The 18201-nt window shown below is 39.7% G+C and carries 14 protein-coding genes and 1 pseudogene; 10 read left to right on the forward strand and 5 right to left on the reverse strand.

Annotated elements, in window-relative coordinates:
• The first annotated feature begins 118 nt into the window (after positions 1-118).
• The gene (locus FTU22_RS00675; protein ID WP_180007410.1) at positions 119-553 is read left to right on the forward strand and encodes a PaaI family thioesterase; all 435 of its coding nucleotides are present in this window, start codon (positions 119-121) and stop codon (positions 551-553) included.
• 60 nt (positions 554-613) lie between these two features.
• Here the strand turns inward: FTU22_RS00675 and FTU22_RS00680 are convergent, their stop codons facing one another.
• The 4 genes from FTU22_RS00680 to FTU22_RS00695 all read right to left on the reverse strand — a co-directional run bounded on the left by FTU22_RS00680 (position 614) and on the right by FTU22_RS00695 (position 5596).
• The gene (locus FTU22_RS00680; protein WP_257224551.1) at positions 614-1852 is read right to left on the reverse strand and encodes a DcaP family trimeric outer membrane transporter; all 1239 of its coding nucleotides are present in this window, start codon (positions 1850-1852) and stop codon (positions 614-616) included.
• 189 nt (positions 1853-2041) lie between these two features.
• On the reverse strand, positions 2042-3241 hold the full coding sequence (locus FTU22_RS00685; protein ID WP_180007409.1) for a CaiB/BaiF CoA-transferase family protein: 1200 nt from the start codon (positions 3239-3241) through the stop codon (positions 2042-2044).
• Positions 3242-3306: 65 nt separating this feature from the next.
• Entirely contained in the window at positions 3307-4824 is a 1518-nt protein-coding gene (locus FTU22_RS00690) for a 3-hydroxyacyl-CoA dehydrogenase (protein ID WP_180007408.1), read from the reverse strand.
• A 4-nt stretch (positions 4825-4828) separates the two neighbouring features.
• Positions 4829-5596 carry an enoyl-CoA hydratase-related protein gene (locus tag FTU22_RS00695; RefSeq protein ID WP_180007407.1) on the reverse strand — a complete coding sequence of 256 codons (768 nt, stop codon included), beginning with the start codon at positions 5594-5596 and terminating at the stop codon, positions 4829-4831.
• A gap of 271 nt (positions 5597-5867) precedes the next feature.
• Here FTU22_RS00695 and FTU22_RS00700 point away from each other — a divergent pair, with 271 nt between their 5' ends.
• The 4 genes and pseudogenes from FTU22_RS00700 to FTU22_RS00715 all read left to right on the forward strand — a co-directional run.
• On the forward strand, positions 5868-7019 hold the full coding sequence (locus tag FTU22_RS00700) for an acyl-CoA dehydrogenase family protein (RefSeq protein ID WP_180007406.1): 1152 nt from the start codon (positions 5868-5870) through the stop codon (positions 7017-7019).
• Positions 7020-7078: 59 nt separating this feature from the next.
• The gene (locus FTU22_RS16445; RefSeq protein ID WP_373687079.1) at positions 7079-8320 is read left to right on the forward strand and encodes an acetyl-CoA hydrolase/transferase family protein; all 1242 of its coding nucleotides are present in this window, start codon (positions 7079-7081) and stop codon (positions 8318-8320) included.
• A 12-nt stretch (positions 8321-8332) separates the two neighbouring features.
• Complete coding sequence (locus FTU22_RS00710) at positions 8333-9526, forward strand: acetyl-CoA C-acetyltransferase (RefSeq protein ID WP_180007404.1); 1194 nt, start codon at positions 8333-8335, stop codon at positions 9524-9526.
• A 361-nt stretch (positions 9527-9887) separates the two neighbouring features.
• Positions 9888-11126: pseudogene (locus tag FTU22_RS00715) on the forward strand (MFS transporter); the annotation flags it as partial.
• Between the two features lie 114 nt (positions 11127-11240).
• On the opposite strand, the gene FTU22_RS00720 reads toward FTU22_RS00715, so the two are convergent.
• Positions 11241-12176 carry a LysR family transcriptional regulator gene (locus FTU22_RS00720; RefSeq protein ID WP_180007402.1) on the reverse strand — a complete coding sequence of 312 codons (936 nt, stop codon included), beginning with the start codon at positions 12174-12176 and terminating at the stop codon, positions 11241-11243.
• A 112-nt stretch (positions 12177-12288) separates the two neighbouring features.
• Here FTU22_RS00720 and FTU22_RS00725 point away from each other — a divergent pair, with 112 nt between their 5' ends.
• The 5 genes from FTU22_RS00725 (at position 12289) to FTU22_RS00745 (ending at position 18148) form a co-directional block, all read left to right on the forward strand.
• On the forward strand, positions 12289-13449 hold the full coding sequence (locus FTU22_RS00725; protein WP_180007401.1) for an acyl-CoA dehydrogenase family protein: 1161 nt from the start codon (positions 12289-12291) through the stop codon (positions 13447-13449).
• Between the two features lie 12 nt (positions 13450-13461).
• Positions 13462-14274, forward strand: coding sequence for a CoA ester lyase (locus tag FTU22_RS00730; protein ID WP_257224550.1), 813 nt, complete (start codon positions 13462-13464; stop codon positions 14272-14274).
• Between the two features lie 31 nt (positions 14275-14305).
• Complete coding sequence (locus FTU22_RS00735; RefSeq protein WP_180092339.1) at positions 14306-15148, forward strand: hypothetical protein; 843 nt, start codon at positions 14306-14308, stop codon at positions 15146-15148.
• Position 15149: 1 nt separating this feature from the next.
• Complete coding sequence (locus FTU22_RS00740; RefSeq protein ID WP_180092342.1) at positions 15150-16340, forward strand: CaiB/BaiF CoA-transferase family protein; 1191 nt, start codon at positions 15150-15152, stop codon at positions 16338-16340.
• A 95-nt stretch (positions 16341-16435) separates the two neighbouring features.
• Positions 16436-18148, forward strand: a complete 1713-nt coding sequence (locus tag FTU22_RS00745) for an electron transfer flavoprotein-ubiquinone oxidoreductase (protein WP_180092345.1) — start codon at positions 16436-16438, stop codon at positions 18146-18148.
• Positions 18149-18201 lie beyond the last annotated feature (53 nt).

The raw sequence follows: 18201 nt of genomic DNA on the forward strand, positions 1-18201 counted from the left end.
CAATAGTTTTTCACTATATAAAAAACAACCTAATAACAAAGTTGTATTTAATTGAAAAAAAACTATGCTATAAATAAATTAAATATTTTTTAGACCAGCAATATATTCAGGATTTAAAATGTCTACAGATCAACTTACAGGCTTAGAATTTTTAACTGCAGTCAAAGATGGGGAAATTTCTCATGCTCCAATGGCAAGCACTATCCCAATGAAATTAGTTGAAGTAAAAACCGAGTATATTGTTTACGAAGTTAAACCAAATCAACAACATATAAACCTTCAAGGCGGTGTTCATGGTGGTTTTTGTGCAACGGTATTAGACAGTGTCACTGGTGCTGCAGCACATACTGTTATGGAAAAAGGTGTCCGCTTTGCCACAACTGACCTCAATATTAAAATGATCCGCCCAATGCAAATAAATAAAACCTATAGAGGAATTGGAACCATTATAAATAAAGGTAAAACTTTGGTCATGACAGAAGGAAGAATTGTTGACGAAAATAATAAAGTTTTTGCGCACGGAACAGCAACATTAATGATTATCAAACGATAATTTAAATAAAATAATATCAGGCCATATGAATATATAGCCTGATATTTAAAAACTACCTAATTAAAATTCATATTTAGCCATAAACTCTAAACGGCTATCTTTACCTTGTTTATTGTCCATCGTTTCACGCTCACCATAAATATACTCCATACCAAAAGTCACTGGTTTAAATGGGTTATACATTAAGTTTAGCCAAGCTTGCTGTAAACTCTCATTTCCAGTCATGGTATTTTCATCATAAAACAATGCGCCATAACCCAAGCTACTTCTTAATTTAGGATTAATACGATACGTGAGACCTGCACTCACTGCATCAAACTCAACTAATTTCAAATCATTGTTTTGAATATAGCTGTTTGTAGAGTTATATAAAAAATACTTATCATCACCAACAACATGAGAGTAGTTTGCATTCACTGTCACATTATTCGCGGGTTGATATTGCAGACCTGCTGCGACACCCCAACCAAATTCATTAAGATCTTTCTGTTGGGAACGATTCCTGACTTCTTGCGCCAAAATTCGACCATTAATTAAAAGTTTGTTATTAGCCAGTTTTTGACTCACTTTTGCCGTCAGTGCTGGGAATTCATTGGCATCACTGGATTTTTCTATTCCGACCAAAAGCTGTGTATCTGGTGACAGCGCATGGCTATAGCGAACCATTGGCGTTCGATAAACACCACCACCCAAAACACCATTAAAATCTAAAAGTTCTGGCAGCGTTTCAGTCGATAAAAATGAAGAAGTGGTTTGACCAACCAGCCAATTATCCCAAGCCAAATAAGCATGACGAATACGAATGGTATCGTTTTTATCACCACCGCGAAAATCGACTTCCACTTTGGCATTAATATCTTTTTCTGCCAGTTTAGTCTTTAAATCCATCCCAATGCGTGATGAAGTCAATGTGCTATCGAAGCGGTTTTCGGTTTGTTTCTTATTGGCATCACCATCCAACGTTACGTTGTTAATACGGTTAAAAATACCGTTGCCGCCTTCAAATTGATATGCAGCATCCGCACGGACAAAACCATAAAGCGTGACTTCCGCACCACCTTTAGAGGTTGCTTTAACAAGTGATTTATCGGCTTTTTCTGTATTGGCTACAAGTGTTGCTGTGGTATTTTGATTTTGCTGCAGTTGTGCATTTTGCTGCGCAACCATTGCTTTTAATTGATCTATTTCTTTATACAATGCATCAATTTTTTGATGAATATCGGTATTTGCATACGTCATTGGAATAAATAAACAGCTGCTCAGCGCTGCAACTAAACTTGATTTTAAAAATGGCAACATAGTGCCCTCCCTGTGATTTTTAAACATCCATTTATTTGAATTTATTATGAAATTTTATTTTTATTTCAATTTCATGAAACAAATGTCCCCTTCAAATTTCATAAAAAAATTTGATGCCTTTATTGCAGGGGAACTTAAACACTTAGTTTTCGCTTAAATTGGCAATTTAAGCGAAATAACACTTTTTTATTAACCGACAATACCCTTCGTACGCAGCTGAGAAATTTCTTCAGCTCCAAGGTATCGTTCTAAAACAGCATCGGTGTCTTCACCCAAAGTTGGCGGTGCCTTACGGTATTGCACTGGAGTGCGTGAGAATTTCATTGGCGAAGCAATAACTTTCAATTTTTCTTTCATTGGATGCTTCATTTCAACGAGCATTTTGCGGGCAATCACTTGAGGTTCAGCAAAAGTCTGTTCAAGGTTATTGATGACGCCTACAGGAACTTTAACTTTCTGAATAGTTTCTACCCAGTATTTACCTGTATTGGTTAAGAAATGCTGACTTAAAATTTCAACAATTTCATCACGGTTTTTAAGTCGAAGTGCGTTTGTCACAAAACGCGGATCTGTTGCTAATTCAGGCAAGCCGATGGCTTCACACAGCACCACATATTGCTTGTCATTACCGCAAGCAACAATAAAGTCTTGATCAGAAGCTTTAAACACTTGATATGGAACAACATTGGCATGCTGGTTGCCATAACGCTTAGGAATTTCACCTGAGGTAATATAGTTCATGCCAATATTGGCTAAACATGCAACTTGTACATCCAGCAACGCCATATCAATATGCTGACCTTGTCCTGTCTTAAAGCGGTTAATAATTGCCGCTTGAATGGCAATAGCAGAATATAAACCTGTATTTAAGTCAGCAAATGCAACGCTGGTTTTTAACGGCTCTTTATCACCTGTAACTGACATCAAACCGCCAATACCCTGAATGATGTAGTCATAACCCGGCTCTTCTGCACGCGGTCCATCTTGACCGAAACCTGTAATAGAACAGTACACTAAGCCCGGATTAATTTCTTTTAAGCTCTCATAGTCTAAACCGTAATTTTTTAACGAACCCGCCTTATAGTTTTCAATAACTACGTCTGAATCCTTAGCAAGCTGACGGATAATCTCCTGTCCTTCTGGCTTAGAAATATCAATGGTAATTGAATGCTTATTGCGGTTTGCAGCTTGGAAATACGCACCTTCACGTGTCTCTTCCCCAGCGTCATTTTTCATCCAAGGCGGCCCCCACATACGAGTATCATCACCAACACTCGGACGTTCAACCTTAATCACTTCAGCGCCAAGGTCAGCCAATATTTGACCACACCAAGGGCCTGCTAAAATACGGCTTAAATCCAGTACGCGAATACCATCTAAAGTACCCATAATAAATCACCTCTAAATCCGTTCAGAATATTGTTTCGTTCTTAAAAAATTGATCAATAAATCCGTTAAATCGATGCTGTGTGCAGCAAATCCAATTTAAGTTTTGCGCGGCGCTGCAGCCATGGGCTCGGACGATAACGCTGATCACCGGTAATTGCGTAAATACGATCAAGTACCAATAAAATACGATGTGCGCCAAGAACATTGCCCCAGCTGATCGGGCCATGCGGATAACCGAGACCTAAACGTACAGCTTTATCAATATCTGAAGCAGAAGCGATACGCTGCTGAGCAATATCACATGCCAAATTAATGATCATTGAAATCACACGCTGACTGACAAAGCCCACACTTTCTTCAATCACGCTGACACCATGATTATTTTTTGCAAATAATGCATGCGCTTGATCAATATATTTTTTATCTGTAATAATCGACGGCATTAATACGCGACGCATATTAAAGTCAGTCAGCATATCAATGCTGACACTTCGAGCAGCATCCACATTAAAACGCTGGCTTGCAGTTGTCGTGTCTTCGCCATAAGTAGCCAATACAATTAGGCTATCAGCAGCAGGACTTTCTGCAGTATCTAAAGTTAAGCCTTGTGATTGAACATATTGCGCTAAAATTTCACGGTCCGTTTCAAAGTCTGTACCCAACCAAACTGCATTAAACTCTTTTACATTCGGCACAGCTTGCGGCGGCTCTTGATCTAAACGTGTATCTTGATCATAACGGTAGAAACCTTGCCCAACTTTTTTGCCTACTGTATTGCCAGAAAGCATTAAACGAGTAAGTGTACTTGGACGGTAACGGTCTTCTTGATAATACTGATTGAAAATGGATTCCATCACACGATGAGAAACATCTAGCCCTGTTAAATCATACAGTTCAAACGGCCCCATTTTAAAACCTGCAGACTCACGTAAAATGCGGTCCATTTCACTGACAGTTGCAACACCTTCACCTAAAATTTTAAGTGACTCTGTTCCAAAAGCACGTCCTGCATGATTCACCAAAAATCCTGGTGTATCCTTAGTTTTCACACCAAAGTGGCCCATGCGCTCTGCCAATTCTAATAAAGAATCAACGACTTCATCCGAAGTAAATAAACCTTTGACCACTTCTACAATTTTCATCAGCGGGACAGGATTGAAAAAATGGAATCCTGCTATGCGTTCTTTATGCTTACAGCTTGCAGCAATTTCTGTAACGACCAATGACGAAGTATTTGAAACTAAAATAGCCGACTCAGAAACAATTTCTTCCAGATGCTTAAACAAAGTCTGTTTAATTTCTAAGTTTTCAATAATTGCTTCAACAACCAAGTCAACACCAGCTACTTGCTCTAACTGATCAACCACAATAAAACGGGAAATAGTTTGCTCAAAAGCAGCTGGAGAAATTTTCCCTTTCGCTACCAATTTTTCCAAAGTAGCTTTAAGTTTATTTAAACCTACTTGAGCCGCACCTTCTTTTGCATCAAATAAACGAACCTCAAGACCTGCCTGTGCTGCAATTTGCGCAATACCCATACCCATTACGCCAGTACCCACTAGCGCCATTTTCTCAATTTTCATTGTGTTACTCTCCTTGATACACAGCTGGTCGTTTTTCTAAAAAGGCTTTTGCACCCTCTTTTTGATCCTTCGTATCAAATAAAATTTGCAAAGCTTTACGCTCTAGCGCAAGTGCGCCATCTAAAGACATATCCTGTCCTAAATTGGTCACTTCCTTAATCTGCTGTACAGCAATCGTTGAAAAACCAGCAATCGTATTTGCTATTTCAATTGCTTTTGGCGTCGCATCACCTGCTGTTACTTCTGAAACCAAACCCATTTGCAATGCTTCCTGAGCAGGAATTAATTTTCCTGTCAACACCAACAGCATGGTTTGATATTTGCCAATAGCACGTAATAAACGCTGCGTACCGCCTGCTCCCGGCATAAGACCGAGCTTGACTTCTGGCTGTCCAAAAGTTGCTGTTTCGCTCGCAATAATAATGTCTGCATGCATGGCAAGCTCACAGCCGCCACCCAATGCATAGCCATTTACAGCAGCAATAATAGGCTTGCTGCAATTTGATATACTTTTCCAGTATTTTTCAGTGTGGCGCAAATACATTTGGCTAGTTGTAGCCGTTAGAAAATCGTTAACATCAGCACCAGCAGCAAAGATTTTTTCACCGCCAGTCAACACAATCACTTTTACATTTTTATCGGCATCTAAAGCATCAAAGGCATTTGCCAAGGCCTCTCTAAGCGCTAAATTTAAAGCATTTCGCGCTTCAGGGCGATGCAATTCAACAATTGCAACCCCATCTTTCTTAACAGCTATTTTAAGTATATCCATACCGTTCTTTTGTATTCCGTACAGCGAATTTTAAAGTCAATATACAGATGATTATTTTTAAAAGGAATGATGAAACCTTTAAAAATAGACTAAAAGTGGATATTAATTTTTGATTATTTTGATCAAAAATTAACATATAAATTTCACTGTTTAATCTTAAAATCTGATTGAAGTGATAACATTGACACTGTATAAAGTGAGAAATAATTAAACAAAATTGAATAGCTGTTCAGACGAGAACAGTTCATAAATGACACAAGGAGCCACTGTCATGATCCGCGATCAAGAAACATTAGATCAATTGGTAGATACAATTCGTCAATTCGTTGATGGCGTATTAATTCCGAATGAAGAGTTAATGGCTGAAACAGATGAAATGCCACCGCATGTCGTTCAGCAAATGAAAGAGTTAGGACTATTTGGTTTAACAATTCCAGATCAATATGAAGGTCTTGGCTTAACCATGGAAGAAGAAGTCATCATTGCATTTGAGCTTGGACGCACCTCTCCAGCCTTCCGTTCGTACATTGGCACAAATAACGGTATTGGAGCTGCGGGTTTAATCATTGATGGCACAGAAGAACAAAAACAGCAATTTTTACCTAAATTTGCTTCAGGCGAAATCATTGGTTCTTTTTGTTTGACTGAACCTAACTCGGGTTCTGATGCGGCTTCATTAAAAACAACAGCAGTAAAAGATGGTGATGAATATATTTTAAATGGTACGAAGCGATTTATTACCAATGCCCCGCATGCCGGTGTCTTTACAGTAATGGCACGTACTAATCCAGATATTAAAGGTGCAGGAGGTATTTCGGCTTTTATCATCGACAGTAAATTACCAGGCATTTCACTTGGTAAGCGTGATAAAAAAATGGGGCAAAAAGGCGCGCATACCTGTGACGTTATTTTTGAAAACTGCCGCATTCCTGCATCAAGCCTGATTGGCGGTGTTGAAGGGGTCGGTTTTAAAACTGCCATGAAAGTGCTCGACAAAGGCCGTCTGCATATTGCAGCACTTAGTGCGGGTGCAGCAACGCGTATCCTCGAAGACTCTTTACGCTATGCAATGGAACGTACCCAATTTGGCGAGCCAATTGCTAATTTCCAATTGATTCAAGCCATGCTTGCAGACTCTAAAGCTGAAATTTATGCATCAAAATGTATGGTTTTAGATGCAGCAAGAAAACGTGATGCGGGACAAAATGTCAGCACGGAATCCTCTTGTGCAAAAATGTTTGCCACTGAAATGTGCGGCCGAGTAGCAGACCGCGGTGTACAAATTTTAGGTGGATCAGGCTATATCAGCGAATACCCTATTGAACGCTTCTACCGTGATGTACGCTTATTCCGTTTATATGAAGGTACAACACAAATTCAGCAAATCATTATTGCCCGTAACATGATTCGCGAAGCATCTTAAAAATAATAGGGCTCAACAGGACGAGCCCTTTTTTTGTTCTTATGTATAAATGAATGAATATGATGAACAAAGTAATGACTGTCGACTGGAAAAACATCATTAAAGAAAATGACTTAATTGTCTGGGGGCAAGCTCAAGCTGAACCTATTTCTTTAACACAGGATTTAATGCAAAAGTTATCTGAATTGCCAAAATTCCGTGTATTTTTAGGCATCAGTAACTACACCACGTGTCAGCCAGTACATGCTGAAAAAATCGATTTCTCAAGTTATTGCGGTGCTGGCAGTAATCGTAATTTGGCAAAGAACCATCATTTAGATATTCTGCCTTTACATTATTCAACACTGGCAGATAATATATCACCTGATATTTTATTAATACAGGTTTCTGCGCCAAATGAATTAGGACAATATAGTTTTGGGCATGGTCAGGATTATATTTCAGATTTAATTCCTAAATCTAAAATCATTATTGCACAAATTAATTCAGATATTCCTTGGACATATTCAGAGACATATTTAAAACAAGCGGATTTTGATTATTTCTTAGAATCAAATTATAAACATAGCGCTGAATTAAATAATGAACACTCATTAGTTAATCTGAAAATTGCAGAAAATGTTGCCTCAATCATACCAAATGGCTCAACCTTGCAAATTGGCATCGGCACCCTGCCTGAAGCCGTTTTAAATGCCTTAAATCAGCACAAAAATTTAGGGATTCATAGCGGGATTATTAATGATGGTGTTGGTGAACTGACCAAACTTGGTGTGATTAACAATGCTGAAAAACCGATTGATACCGGTATCACTATTACCGGCTTAATTAATGGCTCAGACGCATTACAGCAGTTAGTGCAACTGAATGCAGAGATTCAATTACGGCCAACCTCCTATACACACAGTGCCGACGTGTTGACCAAAATTCACAACTTAATCGCGGTGAATTCAGCGATTGAAGTCGATCTGACTGGGCAAGTTAACGCTGAAGTTGCAAATGGAGTCTATGTTGGCGCAATTGGCGGCGCCTTGGATTTCATCCGCGCAGCCAATCAGGCAAAAAATGGCTGTTCTATTATCGCACTGCCTGCGGCCGGCAAAAATTTTTCCCGCATTGTCTCTCGCCTAAACGGCCCTGTTTCAACACCTCGATGTGACATTGGCATTATTGTCACTGAATTTGGCATTGCCGATTTACGTGGCTTATCCATTAAACAGCGTCTAGAGAAAATGATTGCGATTGCTGCACCTGAGTACAGAGCACAATTGAGATCAGATGCACAAAATACGATTTATCTTTAAATGGAGTTAATGATGAAAGAAGCCTATATTGTCAGCCCAATCCGCACACCTATTGGCAAATTTGGCGGAGGTCTAGCATCCTTATCTGCTGTAGATCTAGCGGTGAAAGTCATTGAAGCAGTTCTAGAAAAGACACAAATTGATCCATCAACTATTGATGAAGTTATTGCCTCACAGTCGTATGCATCCAGTGAAGCACCCTGCCTTGGCCGTTATGCAGCTTTAGCAGCTAATCTTCCTATTGAAGTTCCGGGATACACACTTGACCGCCGCTGTGGTTCAGGTCTGCAAGCCTTAATGAATGCTGCAATGAATATTCAAACTGGCCAAGCGGAATCTATTCTTGTTCTGGGTGTAGAAAGCATGAGTAATATTGAATATTACTCGACCAATATGCGCTGGGGCTCACGCGCAGGTAATGTGACTTTTTATGACCGCTTAGAACGTGGCCGTGAACGTTCACAGCCTGTAGAGCGCTTTGGCTATATTTCAGGTATGCCTGAAACTGCAGACAACTTAGCACATGATTACAATATCAGCCGTGAAGAATGCGATGCTTTTGCAGCACTAAGCCATCAAAGAGCCGATGCTGCATGGAATAATGGTTTATTTGCAGATGAAGTCATTCCTGTCGAAGTTAAAACTAAAAAACAAACAACTGTAGTACTTCGTGACGAAGGGATTCGAGCTGATACTACAGCAGAAGGATTAGCCAAACTTCGTAATCTGCGTGAAAATGGTGTCACTACCGCAGGAAATTCGAGTCAGCAAAATGATGCGGCTGCAGGATGTTTAGTGGTCAGTGCCGAATATGCAGAAAAACATGGTTTGAAACCACTAGCTAAAATAGTCGGCTGGAGTGCAGTCGGCTGTGAACCAAGCCGCATGGGTATTGGCCCTGTACCGGCGGTACAAAAATTGCTGTCAAAACACAATATCAGCTTAGATGAAATTGACTTGCTTGAAGTAAATGAAGCCTTTGCTGCTCAAGCACTAGCAGTGTTAAAAGCATTAGATATACACGACTACTCGCGTGTTAATGTCAATGGTTCTGGCATTTCACTCGGTCACCCTATTGGCGCAACGGGTATCCGTATTATGACTACTCTTTTGCATGAGATGCAGCGCAGAGATGCAAAATATGGTTTAGAAACCATGTGCATTGGCGGCGGGCAAGGCATTGCGGCTTTATTTGAAAAAGTTTAAATATTCTGCAAAAACCATCTCTTTCAGAGATGGTTTTTTGTTTGATCTGCGATCAATTTTCAACATTAAATAGATCAAAACATAACATATTTATATCTATTTAAATTCAAATAAAGCATCGTTATATTAAATATAGAACATTAAGACGTCTCGCTATTTTCAGACAAACTTAATATTCCTAATAAATTAATTTAATCAGGATCGATAAATTAATTTACCTATTTTAAATAACGTTCGTATCTATATTTTATTATAGCCAATAATGCTATCTGATAATTGCCTGATTATTATTTCAGGTTAATCAAAATTACAAATATAGCAGGCTATAAAAATATTAAAAAAACATTTAAGGATGAATTATATGCAAGCAACAGATGTAGTCAGTTCACCGCCTAAGCAAAAGTGGATCGCTGCTTTTATATTCTGCTTTTTAGTTCTTTTAGTTGATGGCGCAGATATGTTGCTCCTCTCTTATAGCCTATCCAGTTTAAAAGCAGAGTTTGGATTATCGTCATTTCAAGCTGGAATGCTAGGCAGTGTAACTCTTGCTGGTATGGCTATCGGTGGTATTTTTGGCGGTTGGGCCAGTGATAAATTCGGTCGTGTTCGTGTTATTTCATTAAGTATCATCAAGTTCTCTATATTGACAGCACTTTTAGGTTTCGTTTCAGACGTCTATCAATTTGCTGCAGTTCGCTTTCTATCCGCTTTAGGCTTAGGTGCGGTATATATGGTTTGCGCAGGTTTGATGTCTGAACTCGTTCCTACAAAATATCGTACTACAATTATTGCGACAATTTTTACCGGATGGACATTTGGCTATATTGTGGCCTCATTACTTGCTGGTGCAATTATTCCAGAACATGGCTGGCGTATGCTATTCATGGTAAGTGGTTCAGCGGTAATCATCGGTATTCTTATGCCCGTTTTTGTTAAAGAATCGGAATCGTGGAAAAATGCACGACTGAATCGCACCCAAAATGAAGCTAAAATGGTTAAAACTGACCGCTCTGTATTTAAAGCCTTAGTTGAAGATAAATTAATTTTCAGAACACTGGTGTTTTGGATGATTGTCGCAGGCTTCATGCAGTTTGGTTATTACGGTGTAAATAACTGGATGCCGTTGTACCTAGAGCAAGAATTGGGTATGAACTTCAAATCTATGACCAATTACCTGATCGGCAGCTATACAGCAATGATTGGCGGTAAGATTTTGGCTGGTGTAATGGGTGATAAATTCGGACGTAAGTTTACCTTCATGTTCGGTGCCATTTCTACTGCAATTTTCTTAATCATCATTGTAATGTTCCATAATGCCAGCAATATTCTGTACTTGCTTGTGATTTTTGGTTTCTTATATGGCATGCCGTTAGGTGTATATACCACATATATGTCAGAAAGTTTCCCGACCAATGTACGTGGAACAGCAATTGGTACCGCACATAATGTTGGACGTATCGGTTCGACTATTGCGCCTGCAACCATTGGTTTCATTGCAACAGAAGGTTCTATTGGTTTAGGCTTCTTAGTGATGGGCATTGCATATTTAATATGTGCATTACCAACACTATTTATTAAAGAAAAAATGTATGACCCTCAAGCTGGCACGCAAAACTTAGAGTCAGCAAATGCCAGTGTAAATACAGCTGTAGCTGCAAATAAGACAACATAAGTTTATATATTCATAAAAAAATGCTCCCTTTGGAGCATTTTTTTATTTTTGACCGATCCATTCACAGCCAAGCCATTTACCAGAATACACAGCCTGTCTAGAGCTTTCGACAATTTCATTTGCAATGGTATGCACCAATTTAGAAATATGACGAGTGTTTGGTAAAGCCAATCCAACTTCTCGCATAAAATCTGGGTGATTAATAATTGAGGCCTGCAATGTCTTTTGCGCTAATTCTGTTTTAATAGAAACCAGCGGTAAAATCGTAAATCCAAAGCCTTCTTTCACCAATTGTTTTTGCACATTTAAATCATTCACTTCTGCACTGATCTTGAGTTCATATTTTGCTTTATGAAAGCCCTGTTCAATCAGGGTACGTAAACGATGTGGTGTATATGGCAGAATCAATTCAAATGTAGACATTTGCTTCAGTTCAATATCTTCGAGTTCATTCAATTTAGAATCAAAAGCACCTATCAGCCATAACTGCTCACGAACAAGCGGTTGCAAATCTAAAAATTTGGATGATACTGATCCATAAATCAGAGCAACATCAATCTCCCCGCTCTCTAACCATTCTTTCAAATGCCCTGAATAGCCCACTGTAATTTTTAAATTTACAAAGGGATATTTCTCTTTAATCACTCTCATTAAAGATACAGATAATGCTTCACTCAGACTCGCTAAAATACCGACATTAACAGTGCCTTTAAGAGCACCATCGGATGAAGTTAATTCAATTTTGGCAGTTTCAATTTCTTTTAAAACACGCCTTGCATAGACTTCTAAAATTTTCCCTTCATTAGTTAAATGCATGCCATGACGGCCACGCTCAAATAATTCCACTCCAAGCTCATCCTCAAGCAAATGAATTTGGCGTGAAACAGCAGGCTGTACAATATTTAATAAAGCTGCTGCTTTAGTAATATTCTTAGTCTCTGAAATTGTTATAAAAGATCGTAATTGTTTGATGTCCATTTCAATATTCTTTTAGCATAACGACTATCAAAATATTCTATTTTATTATTTCCATAATAACAATATATGATCGTTACAAGTTACTAAAAACCTGTTTCGATAAGGACATCAAATGAAAAGCACAATCAATAATTACCAAGAAATCCGCGAAGCAGTCCGCGCTTTATGTGCTGAATTTCCAGCAGAATATCATCGTAAAATTGACGAAGAACGTTCTTATCCAGAAGAGTTTGTTGATGCGTTGACAAAAGCAGGTTGGATGGCAGCCATGATTCCTGAAGAATATGGCGGTTCTGGTCTAGGCTTGACTGAAGCTTCTATTATTATGGAAGAAGTTAACCGCAGCGGCGGCAATGCAGGATCATGCCATGGTCAAATGTATAACATGGGCACATTATTGCGCCACGGTTCTAAAGCACAAAAAGAATTGTATTTACCTAAAATTGCAACGGGTGAATGGCGCTTACAAACCATGGGTGTGACTGAACCAACAACAGGTACAGACACCACCAAAATTAAAACCACAGCAGTAAAAAAAGGCGACCGCTATGTGGTGAATGGACAAAAAGTTTTTATCTCTCGTGTACAGCACAGTGATTGGATGATTCTGCTTGCGCGTACAACTCCACTTTCTGAAGTCACAAAAAAATCAGAAGGTATGTCCATTTTCATGGTGGATTTACGTGAAGCTGAGAAAAATGGCATGATCGTCCGCCCTATTCCAAATATGGTCAACCACGAAACCAACGAAATTTTCTTTGATAATTTAGAAATTCCTGAAGAAAACCTGATTGGGGAAGAAGGCAAAGGCTTTAAATATATTTTAGATGGCTTAAATGCTGAACGTACTTTAATTGCTGCAGAATGTATTGGTGACGGCTACTGGTTTATGGACCGTGCTACACAATATGTGAAAGACCGTGTGGTATTTGGCCGCCCAATTGGTCAGAACCAAGGCGTACAGTTTCCATTAGCAGAGAATTTCATTGAAATTGAAGCAGCAAACCTAATGCGCTTCCGTGCATGTGAAATGTTTGATCGTGGTGAAAAATGTGGTGCAGAAGCCAATATGGCAAAGTATCTAGCAGCGAAATCAAGTTGGGAAGCGGCAAATAACTGCCTTCAATTCCATGGCGGTTTCGGTTTTGCCAATGAATATGATATCGAACGTAAATTCCGTGAAACACGCTTATATCAAGTTGCACCTATTTCAACCAACTTAATTTACAGCTTTGTTGCTGAACACTTACTTGGTCTCCCACGTTCTTTCTAATGAGGTAAGCCAATGAATAAAGTGATGAAATCAGCACGTTCTTATCTCTTTGTTCCAGCCAATCGTGTTGAGCGCTTCGAAAAGGCGCTCAACACTGATGCCGATGCTGTGATCATAGACCTAGAAGATGCCGTTCCTTTTGATCTCAAACAGTCTTCACGTGATGACCTTACTGCTTGGCTGCAAGATCATCCTGAACTTCAAGTGATGATCCGCGTTAACTCAAGCCAAACTGAATGGTTCTTGGCAGATATCGAATTAGCGAAATTTCCAAATGTAAGCGCAATTGTTTTACCTAAAACTGAATCCAGCGCAGAAATTGAAGCTGTGCTGAAAATTCGTAATATCGGTATTTTTCCACTGATTGAAACACCTCTGGGCTTCGCTAATGTCAGACAAATTGCGTGCACCAAGCATGTCATTGCTTTAATGTTTGGCACGATTGATTTCCAGCTTGAGATGAATATGAATGGTGGTTATTTAGAACTGTTGTCATTTAGAAATGAAATTGTTTTAGCTTCTCAACTTGCAAAGATTCAAGCGCCAGTAGATGGCGTGACGGTTGATTTTAAAGACGAAGATTTAATCCGTTTAGAAACACAGCAAGCTAAAAATTTAGGTTTTGCTGGCAAATTGTGTATTCATCCCAACCAAGTCAATCTTGTCAATCAAACATTTAATCCAAGTTCGCAAGAAATCACTTGGGCGAACCAAATCATGCAAGCCGTTGAAGAAGCGAAAGGACAAGCGGTCAGTTTGAATGGAAAAATGGTTGATCTGCCTGTCATTTTACAAGCACAGAAAATTATTGACCGCGCATCGTAAGAAATAAAGAATGGAATATCAGGATAAGAATATGGAAAATTTTGATGCTTGGATTGGCAAAAAAGAAGTTTTAAATGATTTTACACATCCTCGCTCTGTCTCAATGATGCAAGCGTTGCTAAATCAGACAGAAAATAAAATCAGTGAGTTACCGCACTTATATCAATGGTTTTATTTCCTGCCCATTGTGAATTCAGAAAACCTCGCTGAAGATGGACACCCTAAAAAAGGCGGTTTTTTACCCCCTATTCCCTTCCCTAAACGCATGTGGGCAGGCAGCCGAATTGAGTTTATTGAACCCGTACTGCTCAATACCAACGTCCGTAAAGAATCTGAAATTATTAAAATTCAGTTTAAATCTGGCAAAAGCGGTGATATGTACTTCGTTACTGTAAAACACTCTATATTTTCCAATGATACTTTAGCAATTGTTGAAGAACAGGATATCGTTTATCGCGCTGCGTCTAATCAGCCGCAAGCGCTTAAAGCTGTTACCCCAATTGCAGTCACTGAAAAGTCATATTCATACAAAAAAAGTTTTTCAGTGAATACCACTACGTTATTCCGCTATTCTGCTTTAACCTTCAATAGTCATAAAATCCATTATGATCGTCCGTATGCGATGGAAACAGAAGGCTACCCAGGACTCGTCGTTCACGGTCCCCTATTAGCAACATTGCTGCTGCATACATTTAAACAAGAACATAGCGATAAAAAAATTTCGCGCTTCGAATTCAAAGCTGTTAATCCTGTATATGATTTCAATACATTTTCAATTTGTGGCGATGTACAGCTCAATCAAGCTGAATTATGGATTGAAAAATCCGACGGGCAAATTGCAATGAAAGGCGTTGTACAATATCACGAGGGTTAACATGCCAGCTTTAGATGGAATCACGGTAGTCTCTTTAGAACATGCGATTGCTGCGCCATTTTGTACAAGGCAACTCGCAGACCTTGGGGCACGTGTCATCAAAATTGAACGCCCACAGGTTGGTGACTTTGCCCGAAAATACGATGAACGTGTAGATGGCATGTCTTCTCATTTTGTTTGGACAAACCGTTCAAAAGAAAGCCTGACTTTAGATTTAAAAACTGAACAAGCAAAAGCTATTGTCAAACAACTTTTATTAAAAGCGGATGTTTTAGTACAAAACTTAGCACCCGGTGCGGCATCACGCTTAGGCTTTTCATACGAAGAGCTTGCTGAAATTAATCCTAGAATTATTGTCTGCGACATTTCTGGATATGGCGATGATCTTAATCATCCTGGGCCATACCGTGACAAAAAAGCGTATGACTTGCTGATTCAGAGTGAGTCAGGCTTTCTCTCTATTACCGGAACTGATGAGCAAAGTGTGAAAGCGGGATGTTCCATCGCAGATATTTCTGCCGGCATGTATGCCTATAGCAATATCTTAGCTGCGCTCATTGAACGCGGTAAAACAGGTAAAGGCAAACGCATTGATGTCTCTATGCTGGAAAGCATGACGGAATGGATGGGATACCCGCTGTATTACACGTTAAACGGTGAATCCTCACCGCCACGCAGCGGCGCTTCACATGCAACCATTTACCCCTATGGGCCGTTCCCGACTGGGGATCAAAAGCAAGTGATTTTAGGTGTGCAAAATGAGCGTGAATGGCAAGCCTTTTGTGAAGTGGTCTTGGATGCTCCTGAACTTTATTTAGATGCAAGGTTCCGCACCAATACACTACGCTCGCAAAACAGACATACATTGTGTCAAATGATCGAACAAAAGTTCAGCCTATGGTCACAAGCTGAAATTATGCAACGTTTAGAAAACGCCAATATTGCCAATGCACGCGTCAATGAGGTTCAAGACCTATGGCAACATCCGCAGCTTCAGGCACGTCAGCGCTGGATTGAGGTGGATTCACCTGTTGGAAAAATTCCAACCTTAAAACCGGTCGGCTTATCAAATGCTGAGGATTTTACTGTGCAAGCCATACCAAGTTTAGGTCAGCATACCCAATCTATTCTTAATGAATTAGATTTCAGCCCCGAATATATTCAATCTTTGATACTTGCAGGCGTGATTTAACCCTTTTGCGGGCTTGTTGAAGTCAGCAAGCTCGCTTTTTTTAGACTGATATTTCAAAGATGAATTTTAAATTGCGATAAATAGAGTGAAAAATCATGGAAGAGATTACACGTGAATCGATGGAGTTTGACGTAGTCATCGTAGGTGCAGGCCCTGCGGGTCTTTCTGCGGCGATTAAAATTCGTCAACTTGCAATTGAAAATAACCTAAACGATTTGTCCGTTTGTGTCGTAGAAAAGGGCTCCGAAGTAGGTGCGCATATTCTGTCTGGCGCTGTGCTTGAACCACGCGCGATGAATGAATTGTTCCCGAATTGGAAAGAAGAAGGCGCGCCTTTAAATGTGCCGGTGACTGAAGACAAAACTTATTTCTTGTTGTCTGATGAAAAATCACAAGAAGCGCCACACTGGATGGTGCCTAAAACCATGCATAACGATGGCAACTATGTCATTTCGTTAGGTAACGTGGTTCGTTGGTTGGGTGCTAAAGCTGAAGAATTAGAAGTGTCTATTTTCCCAGGCTTTGCTGCTTCTGAAATCCTTTACCATGAAGATGGTACTGTGAAAGGTATTCAGACTGGCGACATGGGCATTGGTAAAGATGGCGAACCAACGCATAACTTTACTCCTGGCTATGAACTGCATGCCAAATACACATTATTTGCTGAAGGTTGCCGTGGTCACTTAGGTAAACGTCTGATTGCTCAGTTCAACTTAGATAAAGATGCTGATCCGCAACATTACGGTATTGGTATTAAAGAACTTTGGGAAATCGATCCTGCTAAACACAAGCTAGGTTTGGTGATGCACGGTGCAGGTTGGCCTTTAAGTGAAACAGGTTCTTCAGGCGGTTGGTGGTTATACCACGCTGAAAACAACCAAGTGACGTTGGGTATGATCGTTGACTTGTCATACACCAATCCACACATGTATCCATTTATGGAAATGCAGCGTTGGAAAACACATCCACTGATCAAGCAATATCTTGAAGGTGGTAAACGTATTTCTTATGGCGCACGTGCGGTTGTGAAAGGTGGTTTCAACTCTCTACCTAAATTCACTTTCCCAGGTGGTAGCTTAATTGGTGATGATGCAGGTTTCCTGAACTTTGCGAAAATCAAAGGCTCTCATACAGCAATGAAATCAGGCATGCTTTGTGGTGAAGCTGTATTTGAAGCGATTGCTGCTGGTGTGGAAAAAGGTGGTGACCTTGCGATTGCACGTGTGACTGAAGGTGAAGACTTCTTCACTAAAGAATTAACTGCGTACACAGACAAATTCAACAACAGCTGGTTGAAAGAAGAGTTATATAACTCTCGTAACTTCAGCCCTGCAATGCACAAGTTCGGCACATTCGGCGGCGGCGCATTCAACTTTATCGATCAAAACATCTTTAAAGTGCCATTTACGCTGCATGACTTACAGCCTGACTACAGCGTAATGAAATCTGTAGAAGCGAAAAATGTGAAACCAAACTATCCAAAACCGGATGGCAAGTTAACGTTCGACCGCCTATCTTCTGTATTCGTTTCAAACACAGTACATGAAGAAAACCAGCCTGCTCACTTGAAGCTGACAGATGCCTCTATTCCAGTAAATGTGAACTTACCAAAATGGGATGAGCCTGCTCAGCGCTACTGCCCTGCTGGTGTTTATGAAATTATGGAAGAGAATGACGGTTCTAAACGTTTCCAAATTAACGCAGCAAACTGTGTGCATTGTAAGACTTGTGACATCAAAGATCCCTCTCAGAATATCACCTGGGTAACGCCTGAAGGCGGTGGTGGTCCGAATTATCCAAATATGTAATTTAAGATAGTTCTTGTGAGGAAGCTCACATATACCCATACATGTGGAGTTAT

Origin of the sequence: Acinetobacter sp. YH12076, assembly GCF_013419525.1 — a bacterium.
Classification (GTDB): domain Bacteria; phylum Pseudomonadota; class Gammaproteobacteria; order Pseudomonadales; family Moraxellaceae; genus Acinetobacter; species Acinetobacter amyesii.